Below are 17,054 nucleotides of genomic sequence, written 5' to 3'. Positions count from 1 at the left end.
AAGCACAAGCAGGTACGATTTTATTATTTCTTCTACTCCAATTGCTGTTTCAGGCATTTTACCACATCCTTAGCTCTTTTCAGGTAGTCCCGGGTTACTGGGGGCGGGTAGTCGTCCAAGGCCCTTTTTAGATCATCGGGATATCTGGTGACTATCCCGGCCAGGCTTAAACGGGCTATGAATTTGGTCTGTTCATCGGTTAACCCGGGTTGTCCCAGTTTGATCAAATTGACAAGGTTATGAGTTCTGGGCGGCGCTTTGCCTGTTGTTTCAACCACCAATGCTTTCAATGCTTTTTCAACTGCCAGGTGGCACATAAAAATAGCGTATATATACCTTCCGGCCTGGTAAAGGCTTTCCGCAGTTTTTAGGTCATATATTGATTGGTCAAGCCATTCGGTTGTTTTCGGTAGCATACAGTATTTTCCACCTCATGTGTTTATTCTAACACGACAATTAGCTGAAATCAATTAATATGCACAAATTGGGCGGCGCATGGATTACACATATTGCAGGTACCACAAAGCTTACCCAAAAACTTGAAGATTTGGAGTTTGGCATCGGGCTCCATGACGAAGAAGATGATAACGTTTTGCTTGATTACGCTCTTGATTTGCTGGATATCATTGCTAGACATGATAAAAATTCATGATTGTTTTGTTTGACGAGTTTCAGGATGCTTCCAGGGCAGTGGATGCCGGGATTTATAAAAAGATGCGCTCCCATTTTCAGAATCAGGAAAGCGTGGCATATATGTTTTTTGGTTCCAAGGAAGGGATTATGGATACTTTGTTTGGGAGCCGGAAAGAGGCTTTTTACCGTTTTGCCACCATTCTTCCCATACCCCTTATTCCGGAAAATGCCTGGATAAAATATATTATTGAAAAATTTAGCCACCGCGGTATTAAAACCGAATACCAAATTATCAAAGAAATTTTAAGCAGGACCGGCGGTCACCCCCAGAATACAATGGTTGTCTGTTCAGAGATTTTTTACGCGCTCATTGAGGCTGGAGAAAATACAATTACCCCGGGTATTGTTAGATTAGGCTATGATCGCACTCTGATAACCCTGACGCCGGTTTACGATGAAATACTGGATAAATTGAGCCAGCGTTTTAAGGTTCGCGATGTGTTGAAGCGTATTGTTTCCGATAAAAGTGTATATGCCAAAAATATAAATCCCAATGAAGCTAAAAGGGCCGTGGACCACCTTGTTTCCAAGCTGTAATTCAAAAAAAGGGGCGGGGAAGTTATACTTTTGTGGAACCGATGTCCCAGGAATACCTTCTCCGGGAATTTTTTTAGCCGGATATTAATCTGCGGCAATCTGCGGTGATGCATAGCGCCGGATGGCGTTGAGGCCGTTATGAACAAATATGTCGGGTTATGAGCCGGATAGTGGGGCGGAGAAGTATATTTACAACTCCCTGTCTTGCTTTCATAATGTAGGACATGGGGGGATAAAGCAGTGTCGATAATTAAAATTTCTAAAAAGGGGCAAATCATTATCCCATCTGGGATCAGGAAAAAGTGCGGGATAAACAGGGTGACAGATTCGATCTGCAGGAGATTGATGGGAAGTTGATATTGACTCCACTGAGGGAAAAACCTTTCGTTGGGTTGTACGGTGCTTTAAAAGGCGGGAATAGTTTAACCCGGTTGCTGCAAAAGGAACATGCCTTTGAACGCGGCACCGGAGGAAAGATGAGGTAGATAATGCAGATATGAAAGGACAAGGGCTGTAATGATAAATCTCCTGCCAATTAAGAAAATAAAATTTGCGAGGTTTCGCGAAGCTTTTTGTCCCGCTGTAAAAGGCGGTTTTTTTGTTGCCCCGGCAGCATCACGGTATTATTGAGAGAACCGGCAAGACTTAATTTGAAATTATGTAAAACAAAAAATAAAAGGAATTCCAGTTTATGTGTCGAATAGGATTTATTGGCCATTTTTTGTTGTTTTGTGAGGTGTGAAAATACTGCAGATATTATTATTTTTTATGCAGGGTTTTCCCGAAACTGTAGGAGTCTGCGCATTCAGCCTGGCCCTGGCCCGGGTGCAACTGCGCTGGGGAGTGATTCTGCCGACGGCTCTGGTTATGACGGCGATAATTTTAGTCCTAAGAAGTATTCCTATAACTTTCGGATTGCACACCGTGGCGACAATTCTTTTATGGACTCTGTTTATAGTCAGAGCAACCAGGGTACCGCCCTCCCAAAGCTTTATGGTGGTTTTTGCTGGTATTGCTGCGGTTGCTTTATTGGAGTTAACCATGTTTAAAGTGCTTGTTAGGCTTTTAAACATCGACATTAATAAGTTTATGTCCGATGTTTTTTTGTGGAAATTGGCTGCTTTACCCCAGGCCATTATGATGATTGTCTTCGCATTGTTGATTTCAAAATACAGGAAACCGCTGGAAGGCATGTGGAGGATATGAGCTGCCTTTGTTTAGTAGGAGCCAGATCGTGATATAGCGCCAATAAGGTCAGCAGTTTTCGTTATGAAAAAGTTGTTTGTTTCTTTTTGTTATTTTTTGCTGACGGGATTGACTTTGCAACATCGATTAAGTCGGACTGGTAAGAATTCTGCTAAATTTTCAGGGATTCCATTTTTGTATCGAATAACATTTATTAACCATTTTTATGCTGCTTATGAGGTGTAAAGATGCTGCAGGAAGTATTGTTTTTTGTGCAGGGTATTTCTGAAACTGCTGGGATTATTGCCTGCAGTCTTGCTCTAGTCAAGGTGAAACTGCGCTGGGGATTAATTTTTGCTATTGGCGTTGTTTTGACTGCAATGATCTACATCATAAGGAATCTGCCTATCACTTTCGGGCTGCATACAGTGGCGGCTATTTTATTGACCGCCTTGTTTATCGCCAGGGCAACCAGGGTACCGCCTTCCAAAGGCTTTATGGCGGTTTTTGTCAGTTTTACCGTTCTTTACTTGGCGGAAACAACCATGAATGAGGTGTTTATAATTCTATTAAACACTGAGATTAGTAAGGTGATTTCCGAGGATACATTATGGAAATTAACTGGTTTACCCCAGTCCATTCTGCTGATTTCTATAGCATTGTTGATTCCAAAGTATAGAAAACCGCTGGAAGGCATGTGGAGAATATAAGCCTTTTATTCGGCAGACGTCGGGTAGTGATACAGTACCATTAGGGGCAGGCTGTTTTTTTACTTATTAAAAGCTGCCTGTTCCTTTTGCTTTTTTGATCTGGAGCGATTTGGCAATAATGTTTGATACGGGAAAATCGGACTTTTGCTGAAATTTTAGGGGAACATAAGCAAAATTTAATAGGAATTCCAGGTTCTGTGTCGAATAGTATTTGTTAATTGTTATAACCTCGGTTTATTCTGCTTTACGAGGTGTAAGATGCTGAAGTTATTATTGTTTTTTGTGCAGGGTATTCCCGAATCTGCAGGGCTTGTGGCCTGCAGTCTTGCCCTAGCCAGGGTGAATTTGCGCTGGGGGGTAATTTGGGCCGTTGCCAGTGTTATGACAGTGGTAATCTATATGGTTAGGAGCCTGCCTGTAACCTTCGGGTTGCACACTGTTGCAGCTATTTTTCTGTCCGCACTGTTTATCGCCAGAGCCACAAGGGTTCCGCCTTCCATAAGCTTTATCGTCTCTTTCGCCAGCTTTGCCCTTCTGGCTTTGCTGGAGGTTCCCATGTATGAACTTATTAGCAGTCTTTTAAATAAAGAAGTTAGCAATTTAATGTCCGATAATTATGTATGGCTATTAGTAGGGTTACCTCAGGTCGCTATTATGATAGCCATTGCTTTGTTGATTTCTAAATTCAGGAAACCGATGGAAGGCATGTGGAGAATATGAGCTATCTTGCATTCAGTAGGCATTGGGCTGGTTATTTAAGCCGGAAGACGTGCCTCCCGGAGGACCAGGAAAAAGTTCTGGCTTATGTTATTGAAATTCTGACATTAAATTTTTTAAATATTTTTTTTACGCTTCTTCTGGCGGCATTACTAGGAGTATTTCCAGGAACCGCGGCTTGTTTAGTTACGACGGTATTGTTCAGGCACAGTGCCGGGGGAGCCCATTCTAATTCCCCCTGGCGCTGCGCTGTCGTCACAATAGCCATTTTTCCTATGTTTGCCCTGTTGGGTTCATTTTTAAGCCAATTTGGCCAGGGGCTTGTTGACGCGATTTCCGCCGGAGCTTTTATAGCTGGTCTTGCGGCTATGATATTGTTTGCCCCAATGGATTCGCCTTCTGCTCCTATAATATCCTCTCTCAGGAAAAAAAAGCTTAAAATTATATCAATTGCATTTGTTTTTCTGGAGACTTTCGCAGTGTTGTTAATCAGGGAAAGCAGTTGGCAATATGCCGTTGTGGTTCAATCCTGCGTTGCCCTGACTTTGCTGTGGGTAAGTTTCATGCTCACACGTAAAGGCCATAAATTGATGTCTTTAATAGATAAAATTTCATTTAAAAAAACGTAAAAGGGGGTGTAATTTAATGAGGAATATTATGAGCAAAGTGTTTTTATTTACGGTAACAGTGCTGCTATTTTTAGCCAGCATCACCGCTGCATCCGCCTGTGCGTTTACCCACTACCAGCCCGAGTTGCCTGAATCATTGAGAAAATAGAAAAATAATTGATTTTCTGTATTAAATTGTACTTTCATAATTGGAAATAATGACAAAGTTTGTTATTGTAATAAGAGGTGGTTATTTCCACCTCTTATTTTTAAGAGGTTTTTAAAGAAGGTGAAGAGCATGGCAACGGGTAATATATCCCAAAGGGAAAAAGAGCTACAGGAATATTTAATCACTACACACATGCTTTGCCTTCTGATCATGATATCAACATTGGTTCTCAGTCATAAATTCTATGTGCCGTCCCAAATATATCCGATAATCAACATTCGTTTTTTTGCCGTGTCTGGGCTGGTTGCGATTGGCTTTATTTTGCTTTTAAAAACCAAAAGAGACTTTTTATCCGATAACGTTAGTTCAGTATCTTTTACCAAGATAACGTATTTATCCTTTCCTCTGGTTGTGACGGGCATAACCCTGCTGGCTGTAAATAACAGCCTTGACAATGTCGAGGTCATTCTTCTGCTGCCCGTTCTGGTTGCCGCTTCCATGACCGGCATTACCGGCGGATTGATAATGGCGACAGTATGCACTTTTTTTCTGATTTTTTATAGCACTCATATAATCGGAAAAACAAATATTTACCAGGCGGTGGAAACAGATCTGCTGTTTATCGGAATGATGTATGTTATAGGCTGGTTCGTGGGCGGCCTTACCAATATAGAGGCGCATCACCGCAGGCATTTAAACGAGAGCCTTTGCGCCCTGAAAAAAGAAATCGCCTCCAGGGAGAAAGCTGAAGAGGGGCTCCGGGTTCTGTCCTGCGCCGTGGAGCAGAGTCCGGTTATGGTGGTTATAGCCGGCACGGACTGCAGGATACAGTATGTCAATAGCAGTTTTACCGGCATCACCGGCTATACCCAGGAAGAGGCGGAGGGGCAGGATATAGCAAACTATTACGAGAACCGGACGGAAGCTGCGGAGCAGCTGTCGGAAATAATCAAAACAGGCAGGGAGTGGAAGGGTGAAGTAACCGGCCAAAAAGAAAACGGTGAATACTATTGGGAATACGCTACTTTTTTCCCTCTCCGGGACTCCGAGGGCAGGATTACGCACATTTTAAAATTCGCCGAGGATATAACCGAACGGAAGCAAATTGAAAAGGAAATGGCCCGTCTGGACAGACTGAACCTGGTGGGTGAAATGGCCGCCGGCATAGGGCATGAAATAAGAAATCCCATGACCACTGTGCGGGGATTTTTACAGCTGCTGAACAACAAGGATGAATGCATCGGGTACAAGGATTATTTTAATTTGATGATTCAGGAACTGGACCGGGCCAATTCAATAATTACGGAGTATCTTTCCCTGGCCAAAAACAAGGCCGTTGATTATAAAATGCAAAACCTCAACAACATTGTAAAAACCATGTCTCCGCTGATAACGGCTGACGCCATGACTTCGGACAAACACATCGAATTCGGCTTTGGGCATATACCTGATTTGCTGCTGGATGAAAAGGAGATGCGTCAACTTATACTCAATCTTGTGCGCAACGGGCTGGATGCCATGCCCCCGGGCGGAAAGCTGTCCATTGAAACCTTTCTGGACAGTGAAAATGAAGACGGGGATGTTGTAATTTTATCCGTGAGGGATCAGGGCTGCGGTATTCCCCAGGAATTGCTGGAGAAAATCGGCACTCCTTTTTTTACCACCAAGGAGAACGGTACCGGCCTGGGACTTGCCGTTTGCTACAGCATTGCCGCCCGTCACAACGCTTCGATAAAGGTGGAAACCGGTTCTTCCGGAACAACCTTTGCGGTTCTTTTTAGAAAAAATAATATTGATAACCAGATCAAAGAATCCATTTAAACACCTTTGATAAGTGGGCAAAAAATTATGAATTTCTTTATATCATCAACTGCAAAAACAAATTAATCGCCGGCGCTGAAATAGGTGTCGATAATTTTTTCCGCCAGTCGCTTCTGGGCGTTCGACTGGGCCACCAGCATTAACACCATTAGAAACAGCCCCGCTATATCACGCTTTTCACCGGCTACTCCGGCCGTTTTTTCCATTATCAAATCAGCCTTGTTCATGAGAGACAGGCTGAAAGAGTCTATTTCAATCTTTACCAGTTCTAAAAAAGTGGAATATATTTCTCCCAGCGATATTACATCGTCATCCCGGCTGGCGATGTTGTTTAGAATGGGCGAGAACAGTTTCCCTATGTCGTTTATGGATAAAATGTTTTTTAAGTAGTAAATGAGTATCAGTAATATGAAATGATCCCTGCTGTACTTTTTATTGACCGGGGGCATTAACAGCCCTGCCTTGGTGTAATTGTTAACCATGGTTTTGGTCAATATTTTGCCGTTCTTTTCCCTCTTGTGCCCGGAAAGCTTGACGTCAATCAGCGAAGTCAATTGCTCTATGTACAGGTCAATATCAGGCATGTCCGATATTTTAACGTCAGCGGACAGGGAAAGCTGATCAATTAGTCCTGCCAGATCATCCTTTAAAAACACAATTTCGTCACTCCTTTTTTGTATTATATAGTATCAATAACCATATGACAATATAGAGACAACGATATGACAAGATATTGAAAGCAAGATTATGAAACTATGAGAAAAATAAAGCTGTTCATCTTGTGTTGTCATCCTTGAAATGTAGTAAACAAAACCATGTGTTGCGGTAGAATATAACCTTTGATATATTGAAGTCAACAAAATATGTCAGCAAAGAAAAAAGAAGGGAGCGATGTTCGCATGGGTTTGTTTAAGCGGATTGGTGACAACCTCAGGGCTAATATCAATGCGTTATTGGATAAGGCCGAGGATCCGGTGACCATGCTGAATCAGTATTTGCGGGACATGGAGGATGACATCGGTGATGCCGAAAGCGCGGTGGCCAAACAATTGACTGTGGTGCGAAAATTCAAGTCCCAGTACGATGATGCCTCCGCCATGATGGAAAAGAGGGAGTGGCAGGCCGTGGCAGCTCTGGAGAAGGACCGGGAAGATCTGGCCAGAAAGGCTCTGGAGGACAAAAAAATTCATGCGGCAAGGGCCCAGGACTACCGGCTGCAATATGAGAAAAGCGATGCCGTGGCTGAAAAGCTCAAATCCCGGCTGAGGGAAATGAAAGACGAATATGAAGCGCTCCGGGCCAGGAGGGATACTCTGGTTGCCAGGACCCAGTCGGCCAGGGCGCAGGAGGAGGTTTACGGGCTGCTGGGGGGATTCGGCAAGGATGGCGCCAGGCGTGGATTTGAGCGCATGGAGGAAAAGGTGTTGCAGTCCGAGGCCAGGGCGGAGGTCGCGGCAGGGCTGGCGCTGTCCGGCCGCAGTCTTGATGAGGAACTGTCGGTGCTGGGCAACGGGGACATAGACAGGGAACTGGAGGAGTTAAGGAAAAAGGCCGGTATGAAAAAGGGGGAGCAGGAATAATTCCGCTGACCGCCCGTCAGTTTTCCAAAAAAGTTGAGAAAGGAGCATCCGGAGGGGGTTGGCCTCCGGATAGGGAGGGAAAATATGTATGCCATATATTGGGGGTGTCTCATTGGTGGAAGCCTTTTTGCGCTGACAACAATAATATTCGGAGATGTGCTGGGGGATATATTGGACGGTGTTATGGATTCGCTGCCCTTTGAGCAGTTGGCTTTTATGCAGCCCATGGTAATTGTCGGCGGCGTGGCCGTTTTCGGCGGAGCCGGGATATTGCTTGACAGGTATACCTCTTTGGATATCCTGCCTGTTTTTCTGGCGGCGTCCATGGCCGGTGTTTTGTCCTCAGCCGTTACATATTTCGCATACGTCAAGCCTATGAAAAACACGGAGAATTCCACCGGTTTCTCCATTCAGGACCTTGTGGGAAAAATAGGAGAAGTAATCGTGCCGGTTCCGGCGCAGGGATTTGGCGAGGTTGTGGTCAGGGCCGGAGCCGGGAACACCAATCAAATTGCGGCAAGCCTGGACGGGGAGGAGCTTGCGGCGGGCGCCAGGGTGGTGGTGGGCGACGTCAGGGAAGGCGTGCTGTATGTATTTCGTTACGATGAATAAATGTTAAGGAGGCTGATGTAAATGATGTTTATTACTGTTCCCGTGATTGTTATACTGGTAATTGCGGTTTTAGGGGGGACCTTTTGGGCCAGGTACAAAACTGTGGGCCCTGATGAGGCGATGATAGTAACCGGTTCTTTTCTGGGCGCTAAAAATGTATTTGCCGATAATTCAGGACGCAAAATTAAAATAGTCCGGGGAGGCGGGGCGTTTATCCTGCCGGTTTTTCAACAGGCGGAATTTCTTTCGCTGCTCTCCCACAAACTGGACGTGTCCACGCCGGAGGTCTATACCGAACAGGGAGTGCCGGTGCTGGCGGACGGAGTGGCAATTATTAAAATCGGGGGCTCGGTGGAGGATGTGGGCACAGCGGCGGAGCAATTCCTGGGCAAACCCACGGAGGATCTTAAACTGGAAGCCCAGGAAGTGCTGGAAGGCCACCTGAGGGCTATTCTGGGCACCATGACGGTGGAGGAGGTTTACCGCAACAGGGATAAGTTTGCCCAGGAGGTTCAGGGGGTGGCGGCCAAGGATCTTAAAAAAATGGGTATGCAAATAGTGTCTTTCACCATCAAGGATGTCCGGGACAAGCAGGGCTACCTGGAGGCGCTGGGCAAACCAAGGATCGCGGCGGTGAAGAGGGACGCCGATATAGCCGAGGCCCAGGCCACGCGTGATGCAAGGATACAAAAGGCTCTGGCGGATGAAGAGGGTAAAAAGGCGGAGCTTTTGCGGGATACCAATGTGGCTGAGGCGGAAAAAGAAAAAGAGCTTAAAGTGGCGGCATTTAAAAAGGACCAGGATATGGCCATGGCCGAAGCGGACCAGGCTTACAACATCCAGGAGGCCCGCTCGCAGCAGACGGTGGTTGAAGAGCAGATGAAGATCGAGCTTGTCCGCAAGGAGCGGGAAATTGATTTGCAGGAGAAGGAGATTTTACGCAGGCAAAAGCAATACGACGCCGATGTGAAGAAAAAGGCGGATGCGGACCGCTACGCTGTGGAGCAGTCCGCCGAGGCGGAAAAGGTGAAGCAAATGCGTCAGGCGGAAGCCGCTCAATATAAAATCGAGTCCGAGGCAAAGGCCTATGCCGAGCAAAAGCGCCTGGAGGGCATGGCCGTGGCCGACGCCGAGCGGGCCAGGGGTATGGCCGAGGCGGAGGTTATCAGGCTGCGGGGCCTGGCGGAGGCGGAAGCCAAGGAAAAACTGGCGGAGGCCTTCGAAAAATTCGGAGAGGCGGCTGTGCTGGATATAATAGTCAAAATGCTGCCGGAGCTGGCCGGAAGGGTTGCTGAGCCCCTCAAGTCAATTGACAAATTGACTGTGGTGGATACGGGCAGCGGTGAAGGGGCCGCCCGGGTGAGCAATTATGTGGCGTCGCTTGCGGCAACCGCTCCGGAAATGCTGAAAAATATTTCCGGTATAGACGTGGAAAAAATTATTAAAGGCTTAACGGCCGGCAGGGATTAGCTTTTTCGTTAGAAATTTGTTGCGAAGCAAAACCTGTCTTAAACGGTGGTGGCGAAATAAAGGAAATAGATGGCGGTCCCCTGAAAAAACTTGTGATTTCAGGGGCTCTTTTTTTGTCCGGGGGATTGTTACTAAAATAACAATCTAAACCCTTGATTGGCGCTGGTTTTCTTTTGATTTTTTCATTCGTTTTGTCACAAACAACTTGTAAAGAATGCTGGGTTTGTGAAAAATTTATCAATATCTTATTGACAATGGGCCCATGATGAGCTATTTTGGAAAGAGAAATAAATCACAAATCGGCTGACTAAAACAGCGGACAACATGGGCTTAGCCGGTTCTGCCAGGGGGGGTGGTTTTATGATTGTAGCTAAAAACAGATAACAAATTTTATGCATGAATGTGAAAACCAGTACTTTTATATATTAATACATTTTTTAATAGCCATTATCCGGGAGGTGTAAATTATGAACATTTTTAAAAGGACGGCCATGGGGATAATCACCACCGGTCAGTTCCTGACCGAAATGTCCAGGGCTCAAACCAAATGGGAACTGGAAATGAGCCGCAATATTTTCGCCCGGCGTAAAAAGATATTGTTAATAGCCATGCTGCCGGTTCTGCTGGGGGTTGGCCTGGAAATGGCTTCGGCCTCCTCCATGCCTGCCACCCTGGGTGGTGACAAGGCATTCATGCCCAGCTATATAACCATGCAGATGTTCCTGGGGTCTATAGTGGTGGGCCTTATGGCCGGATTGATAACCGGCGTTATCGGCGCCGGCGGAGGTTATGTGCTGACCCCGGCCATGATGAGCATCGGCGTCAGGGGCATCATGGCGGTGGGCACCGACCAGTTCCACCTGTTTGCCAAGGCAATCATGGGAACCGTAATCCATAAAAAACTAGGCAATGTTAATTTGTGGATTGCCGTTTGGTTTGTTTTAGGGTCCATAACCGGAGCATCCTGTGGCGGTATCATCAACAGGGCCATCTACGCCAAGAGCCCGGCCTTAAGCGATGCTTTTATAAGTTCGGTTTATGTGATAATGCTCGGCATACTGGGGTCCTATGCCCTGTATGACTGGTTCAACCAGAGGAAGTCAAAGGATACCGGGGGCCACGGCGGGGCGGCTGTGACAGAGGCCACCACCAAATTCGCCAAAATGCTCCAGTCAATCAAGGTTCCTCCCAGGGTGACCTTTGACCAGGATATAGTTCCCGGCGGCAGGAAGTTGGCCGTGTATCCCATTATCATCTGCGGCTTTATCGTAGGTTTTGTGGCGTCAATAATGGGCGTGGGCGGCGGATTCCTCACCTTCCCCATGTTTGTGTACGGCCTTGGGGTATCCACCTTTACCACAGTTGGTACCGACATTCTGCAAATAATATTCACCACGGCCTATTCCTCCATTGCCCAGTACGCCATTTACGGTTATGTATTCTACAGCCTGGCCCTGGGAATGCTTCTGGGCTCTCTGGTGGGTATCCAGATGGGTGCCATGGCCACCAAGATTGCCACCGGCGCCACCATCAGAGCTATTTACGCCCTGACCATCGTGGCAGGCTTTGTGAACAGGATTTGCGCCCTGCCGGCAAAGCTTAATTCCGCCGGCTACACATCCTTCAGCGAAACGGGAACCGCCACGCTGAATCAGATTGGCACAGTGGTATTCTTTATCCTTTGCGGTATCTTCTCCGTGTGGATTATATCGACTTTTGTGAAGGGCGCCGGAAAGCTCCGGGCGGAGCACATGTCTTCCGTCAACGTTGTTCAGCATTAACCGCTGCCTGATAATAGAAGGAGGTGTTTATAATGCTAATAGTGGATAAAAAGAGCTTCAACATTGGCCTGGGCCTGCTGATATCCTTCCTGGTGGTGCTGGCGCTGATGCTCAGTCCGGTGATTGACGGCAAAACAATACTGATATATTCCGAAGACTTGTTTAACTCATTGACCAAGGGCTCCACTTATCAGATTCCCGCGGTGGAAAAGTCGGCGGAAAAATTTGCTGGGACGTCCTTTAGCGTGTCGGTAAAAGCCGCTGATGCCGCGGAGGGTGAACAAATAGCCAAAGTATACGGCTCGGCTGGAGCGGATGTAAAGGTGGATTCGAACAAGGTTGATATTAGCGGCGACCTGGGAAAAATCTCACTGGCCGCGCTAAAGGATGCCGATGCCCTGTTCAATGGAAGGGTCGATGAATTAAAGGGCGCATACGGAATGGACGGCAAGGAAGTGATTTATTGCTGGTACGGCGGATTTAAAGCGCTTAACAAACAGTATAAGCTGGATGCCAAAAGCAGCGAAATGTCCTTTACCGGTAATGTGATGTCCAAAGCGCTGGAGCCCGCCTATAACTTTGAGGGCATCAAACCCGTCAAGGTGCGGGAAAAAATGGGAGTCACCGGTTTCCTGCTGACATTTTACGTGATATATACGGTCTGGTTTGGTTTCGCCGTTATGTACCTGTTTGAGGGTATGGGCATCACCGCCACGGCCGCCAAGAAAAAGCTGGAAGCCTGAGTGGAAAATATTTGTTTGGAGGTAACGGTTCTGCCGTTACCTTTTTTTATTTGTCAATTAATTTATTGCGTCCTGACCATGGCCCCGGCCGGGGATTAAAAAATGATAATTTTGTTAAATATATAAACAATTACATCATTCGGGGGCAGGCTTGGACTGGAATTTTATTTTGACGGCCCTGGCTGCGGCAGGGATTTCCTGGCTGGTTAACGGATTCATACTGAGGACCGGGCGCCCGGGTATTGTTTACCTGGGGCCGGCGGTGGAGGAGGCGGCGAAAACAGGGCTGGCCTATATATTGGGGACGTCTGTTCCCGCCACGCACCTTGTTTTTGGCCTTTTGGAAGGACTGTGGGAAGGGGCGGGAAAAAAAGATCTTCCGGCGGGTTTTACAGCTGTGCTGGAACACACCGTTTTCGGGCTGGTTACATATTTTATATATCATTACACGGGTTTTATCGTTGCCGCTTTCTTTTTTGCGTATGTGATTCATGCCGGGTGGAATATGCTGGTGCTGGGTATTAACCGGGACGGCAGGTAAAGAAGCGGGTTTGAAACAAGTCTTTTATTAAAGAGCAAATAAATAATTAGTATAATGGCTTGGAACAAAATGCCAATAATTGCTTGACGCCCCAGTGGGCCGGGGTTATAATACTGTATCATTATATCGCTAACGGCCTGCAAGACCCCGCCTCCAAAGGGCCGGGAGCAACAGGCCGTAAAGCTTGAAAATTAGGGAGAGGGGACACGCCTCTCTTTAAAGGTCCGGGGACCAGCCACACTTTGTCCCCGGAGCATGATGTTTAAAACACCAAATGAGGAGGGCTTTAGCCTTTGCTGAAGCTCTTTTCGTTGTGCCCGAGGAGAAGATATGCGAGGAATACTGGCGACGTTAGGAAAAACAAAAGAATTTCAGGGTCTCTGCCGGGGTCTGGACAAAGATTTCAGACAGCAGATGGTGGTGGGGCTCTCCGGGTCCCAGCGCTCTTTTCTTGCCGCGGGGATTATTGAGTACAGCAGGTCCCCGGTGCTGGTGGTTACCTCCGGAGAACAGGACGCCGCGGTTCTGGCGGATGATCTGGCCGCGCTTTTGCCCGGGGTTCATGTGCACCACTATCCGGTGCACCAGCTTTTGCCCTACCAGGTGCTGGCCCACGGCAGGGAAGTGCTTTGTGCAAGGCTTAAAGTGCTGGAATCGCTCATGAGCGGCCGGCCGGCGGTGGTGGTGGCCTCGGCGGAGAGCCTGATGCGGCGGCTAACGCCCCCGGAAGTATTTAGTAAGGCCGGACTGAGGGTAGCGGTGGGCATGCGGGTTAACCCCGAAGAATTAAAGTTCAGCCTGGCGGAGATGGGTTATGAACGGGTGGAACTGGTGGAAGGAAGGGGTCAATTCAGCGCCAGGGGCGGGATAGTGGATGTTTTTCCTTCCACTTCGGATACTCCTTTCCGCCTGGAGTTTTTTGACGACGAGGTGGACTCGGTCAGGGGTTTTGACCCGGATACCCAGAGGTCCACGGAAAAATACCTGGAGACAAGTATACTCCCGGCGGGAGAACTGGTGCTTGACGAAAAATCCAGGGAGGAGGGACTGCAATCCCTTGAGGCCGAGTACCGCGCCCAGATGAAAAAAATCTCCCGGGAGGCGGCTTCGGAAGCCAGGCGCCAGTTGGAGGAAGTGACCGGCTCAGCCCTGGAAAAGATACGTTCCGGACTGCATTTTCCGGGGATGGAGCAATTTTTGCCCTATTTTTACCCCCGGCCGGTAACCCTGGCCGACTATTTTCCTCCGGACGCGCCTGTGCTGGTGGATGAGCCTGTCAGGTTCAGGGAAGTGGTGGAGATAATTCAAAAGGAGCGGGCGGAGACGTACTCGGACCTGCTGGCCAAGGGCAGGGTGCTTCCCGGGCAGTACAGGGGCTATGCCGACTGGCAGGAACTTGAAGCGGGATTGAGCAGATTCAGGGCCGTGTATATATCCTTTTTACCCCGTCACCCTCAATTTCTCACCCCCCGCAATGTGGTTACCTTTCCCTTCAAGGGAATGCACGCCTTTTTAGGCCGGGTGGATATACTGGCCGACGACGTCAGGCACTGGAAGCGCAACGGCTACGCCGTGGCCCTGCTGGCGGGGAGTGGCGACAGGGCCAGGCAATTGCTGCAGGGTATGAAGGACGCCAAAATAGACGCTTATCACGTCCGGGAAATTTCCGCCGATATTTCTCCGGGCAGCGTGGTAATCAGCGAGGAATCATTATCCGGCGGTTTTGAATTGGTCAGCGGTAAGCTGGCGGTGGTTACCGAAGCGGAAATGTACGGCCAGAGGAGAAAATCCCGGCGCTCCAGGGCCCGGCAGGCGCCCAAGCTGGACACCTTTACCGAACTGAAAAAAGGCGATTACGTGGTCCATGTCAACCACGGCATAGGACGCTACCTGGGCATTATCTCCCTCAATATCGGGGGTATCAATAAAGATTATCTGCAAATAAAATACGCCGGTGAAGATAAGCTTTACGTTCCCACGGACCAGGTGGGGCTGATCCAGAAATATCTGGGGGCCGAGGCTGACTCCCCCAGGCTTTCCAGGCTGGGTGGAGCCGAATGGAACCGGGTAAAGGGACGGGTTAAGGAAGCCGTCAGGGAAATGGCCCAGGAATTGCTGGAGCTTTACGCCGCCAGGGAAACCGCCCGGGGTCACGCCTTCGGCCAGGATACGGTTTGGCAAAAGGAATTTGAGGCTAATTTTCCCTATGAGGAAACACCTGATCAATTAAGGGCCATTCAGGAGGTTAAAAGGGACATGGAACGTTCCCGGCCCATGGATCGTCTATTATGTGGGGACGTGGGCTACGGGAAGACCGAGGTGGCGCTGAGGGCTGCTTTTAAGGCGGTGATGGACGGCAGGCAGGTGGCCGTGCTGGTGCCCACCACCATATTGGCCCAGCAGCACTACAACACCTTCAGGGAGCGGTTCGCTCCCTATCCGGTTCAAATAGAAATGCTCAGCCGTTTCCGCACCCCCCGGGAGCAAAAAGCCATCCTGGCCGATTTGAGTGTGGGAAAACTGGATATAGTTATCGGTACTCACCGGCTGGTGCAGGATGACGTGGTGTTTAAGGATCTGGGTTTTCTGGTGGTGGACGAGGAGCAGCGTTTCGGCGTGTCTCACAAGGAACGGCTGAAACAGCTGAAAAACAATGTGGATGTGCTGACTCTTACCGCTACTCCCATACCCCGGACGCTGCATATGTCCCTGGTGGGGGCAAGGGACACCAGCATACTGGAGACTCCCCCGGAAGACCGTTTTCCGGTACAGACATACGTGCTGGAAGAAGATCCGGCCATGATCCGGGAGGCAATATTGCGGGAAATGGGCCGGGGCGGCCAGGTTTTCTTTGTTCACAACAGGATTATGGAACTGGATAGAATCGCCGCCTGGCTGTCGGAGCTGGTTCCCGACGCCCGGATGGTCATAGGCCACGGCCAGATGAGGGAAGATGAACTGGAACAGGTTATGCTGGACTATATGGATGGGGATTATGACGTGCTGATCTGTACCACCATAATTGAAAGCGGACTGGACATACCCAATGTCAACACCCTGATCGTTAAAGACGCGAATAACATGGGGCTGGCCCAGCTGTACCAGCTGAGGGGACGGGTGGGGCGCTCAAACCGGCTGGCCTATGCCTATTTAATCTACCGCCGGGACCGGGTGCTGAACGAGGTGGCGGAAAAAAGGCTATCGGCCATCAGGGAATTCACGGAGTTCGGCTCGGGTTATAAAATCGCCATGCGGGACCTGGAAATACGGGGCGCGGGCAACCTGCTGGGTCCGGAGCAGCACGGGCATATAGCCGCCGTGGGCTTTGACCTGTACTGCCGGCTGCTGGAGGAGGCGGTGCGGGAAGCCAGGGGCGAGGAGCGCGTGGGCCCCGTGGAAACATCCATAGAGCTGCCGGTGGAGGCCTACATTCCGGACAGCTACATCCCGGACAGCAACCAGAAGGTGGAGTTGTACCGGCGAATCGCCCATTTCCGTGAACTGTCCGAGGTGGGGGATATGGAAGAGGAAATGGTGGACCGTTTCGGTGATCCCCCGGCCCCGGTGAGAAGCCTTTTAAAAGTGGCGTCACTGAAAATAGCCGCGGGGCGGCTCAGGGTCAAGTCCCTGGCCAGCCAGCCCGGCTTATACAAAATTCAGTTTGCCCCGGGGCACGGCCTGACAGGTGAAACCCTGGTAAAACTGGTTCAGAATTATAGAAACAGAGTTAAATTCAATGATCTTGGAGAAGAATTTGAAATAAAACTCAAAGCCCCGAATTATGAGGAAAACCCCGACTATTACCTGGAGCAATTGGAGGATTTTATTAATGAGCTGGCAGGTTAGGTTTTGCAGTGTCTTTTGCGGGTGCACCCTCTAATTGGCTA

The 17,054-nt window shown here is 48.6% G+C and carries 17 protein-coding genes; 15 read left to right on the top strand and 2 right to left on the bottom strand.

The genetic code is table 11. From position 1 onward, the window contains the following. Positions 1 to 32: 32 nt before the first annotated feature. Positions 33 to 416 (bottom strand): HEPN domain-containing protein, encoded by a 384-nt coding sequence (locus DCCM_RS01745; protein WP_104370738.1) that lies wholly within the window; start codon positions 414 to 416, stop codon positions 33 to 35. A 232-nt stretch (positions 417 to 648) separates the two neighbouring features. Between DCCM_RS01745 and DCCM_RS01740 the strand changes: the two genes are divergently transcribed. The 8 genes from DCCM_RS01740 to DCCM_RS01700 all read left to right on the top strand — a co-directional run bounded on the left by DCCM_RS01740 (position 649) and on the right by DCCM_RS01700 (position 6,440). Next, positions 649 to 1,230, top strand: a complete 582-nt coding sequence (locus DCCM_RS01740; protein WP_104370737.1) for an ATP-binding protein — start codon at positions 649 to 651, stop codon at positions 1,228 to 1,230. Positions 1,231 to 1,532: 302 nt separating this feature from the next. Continuing rightward, positions 1,533 to 1,715: a hypothetical protein gene (locus DCCM_RS01735; protein ID WP_104370736.1), complete on the top strand. Its 183-nt coding sequence runs from the start codon at positions 1,533 to 1,535 to the stop codon at positions 1,713 to 1,715. A 253-nt stretch (positions 1,716 to 1,968) separates the two neighbouring features. Beyond that, positions 1,969 to 2,436 carry a hypothetical protein gene (locus tag DCCM_RS01725; protein WP_231702598.1) on the top strand — a complete coding sequence of 156 codons (468 nt, stop codon included), beginning with the start codon at positions 1,969 to 1,971 and terminating at the stop codon, positions 2,434 to 2,436. Positions 2,437 to 2,663: 227 nt separating this feature from the next. Then, entirely contained in the window at positions 2,664 to 3,125 is a 462-nt protein-coding gene (locus DCCM_RS01720) for a hypothetical protein (RefSeq protein WP_104370734.1), read from the top strand. Positions 3,126 to 3,383: 258 nt separating this feature from the next. Continuing rightward, positions 3,384 to 3,845, top strand: a complete 462-nt coding sequence (locus DCCM_RS01715) for a hypothetical protein (RefSeq protein ID WP_104370733.1) — start codon at positions 3,384 to 3,386, stop codon at positions 3,843 to 3,845. Beyond that, positions 3,842 to 4,471, top strand: coding sequence for an accessory gene regulator ArgB-like protein (locus DCCM_RS01710; protein ID WP_104370732.1), 630 nt, complete (start codon positions 3,842 to 3,844; stop codon positions 4,469 to 4,471). The genes DCCM_RS01715 and DCCM_RS01710 overlap by 4 nt, the downstream gene beginning before the upstream one ends. Positions 4,472 to 4,487: 16 nt before the next feature. After that, positions 4,488 to 4,619 (top strand): cyclic lactone autoinducer peptide, encoded by a 132-nt coding sequence (locus tag DCCM_RS01705; RefSeq protein ID WP_104370731.1) that lies wholly within the window; start codon positions 4,488 to 4,490, stop codon positions 4,617 to 4,619. Between the two features lie 129 nt (positions 4,620 to 4,748). After that, positions 4,749 to 6,440: a two-component system sensor histidine kinase NtrB gene (locus DCCM_RS01700; RefSeq protein WP_104370730.1), complete on the top strand. Its 1,692-nt coding sequence runs from the start codon at positions 4,749 to 4,751 to the stop codon at positions 6,438 to 6,440. 62 nt (positions 6,441 to 6,502) lie between these two features. Here the strand turns inward: DCCM_RS01700 and DCCM_RS01695 are convergent, their stop codons facing one another. Continuing rightward, entirely contained in the window at positions 6,503 to 7,096 is a 594-nt protein-coding gene (locus DCCM_RS01695) for a DUF1836 domain-containing protein (protein WP_307718788.1), read from the bottom strand. 243 nt (positions 7,097 to 7,339) lie between these two features. On the opposite strand from DCCM_RS01695, the gene DCCM_RS01690 reads away from it, so the two are divergent. The 7 genes from DCCM_RS01690 to mfd all read left to right on the top strand — a co-directional run bounded on the left by DCCM_RS01690 (position 7,340) and on the right by mfd (position 17,013). Further along, complete coding sequence (locus tag DCCM_RS01690; RefSeq protein ID WP_104370729.1) at positions 7,340 to 8,020, top strand: PspA/IM30 family protein; 681 nt, start codon at positions 7,340 to 7,342, stop codon at positions 8,018 to 8,020. Between the two features lie 84 nt (positions 8,021 to 8,104). Further along, a complete protein-coding gene (locus DCCM_RS01685) occupies positions 8,105 to 8,632 on the top strand; it encodes an NfeD family membrane protein (RefSeq protein ID WP_104370728.1) in 528 nt (175 codons plus the stop codon). Between the two features lie 21 nt (positions 8,633 to 8,653). Further along, entirely contained in the window at positions 8,654 to 10,102 is a 1,449-nt protein-coding gene (gene floT, locus DCCM_RS01680) for a flotillin lipid rafts scaffold protein FloT (protein WP_269433723.1), read from the top strand. Positions 10,103 to 10,569: 467 nt separating this feature from the next. Then, positions 10,570 to 11,883: a sulfite exporter TauE/SafE family protein gene (locus DCCM_RS01675; RefSeq protein ID WP_104370727.1), complete on the top strand. Its 1,314-nt coding sequence runs from the start codon at positions 10,570 to 10,572 to the stop codon at positions 11,881 to 11,883. A gap of 32 nt (positions 11,884 to 11,915) precedes the next feature. Next, complete coding sequence (locus DCCM_RS01670; protein ID WP_104370726.1) at positions 11,916 to 12,626, top strand: hypothetical protein; 711 nt, start codon at positions 11,916 to 11,918, stop codon at positions 12,624 to 12,626. Between the two features lie 151 nt (positions 12,627 to 12,777). Further along, positions 12,778 to 13,167 carry a hypothetical protein gene (locus DCCM_RS01665; protein WP_104370725.1) on the top strand — a complete coding sequence of 130 codons (390 nt, stop codon included), beginning with the start codon at positions 12,778 to 12,780 and terminating at the stop codon, positions 13,165 to 13,167. A 330-nt stretch (positions 13,168 to 13,497) separates the two neighbouring features. Continuing rightward, the gene (gene mfd, locus DCCM_RS01660; protein WP_104370724.1) at positions 13,498 to 17,013 is read left to right on the top strand and encodes a transcription-repair coupling factor; all 3,516 of its coding nucleotides are present in this window, start codon (positions 13,498 to 13,500) and stop codon (positions 17,011 to 17,013) included. Positions 17,014 to 17,054 lie beyond the last annotated feature (41 nt).

This window comes from Desulfocucumis palustris (genome assembly GCF_002933875.1).
GTDB lineage: Bacteria > Bacillota > Desulfotomaculia > Desulfotomaculales > Desulfocucumaceae > Desulfocucumis > Desulfocucumis palustris.
Note: the sequence above shows the minus strand (reverse complement) of the source record. Positions and strands in the feature narration are given on the sequence as shown.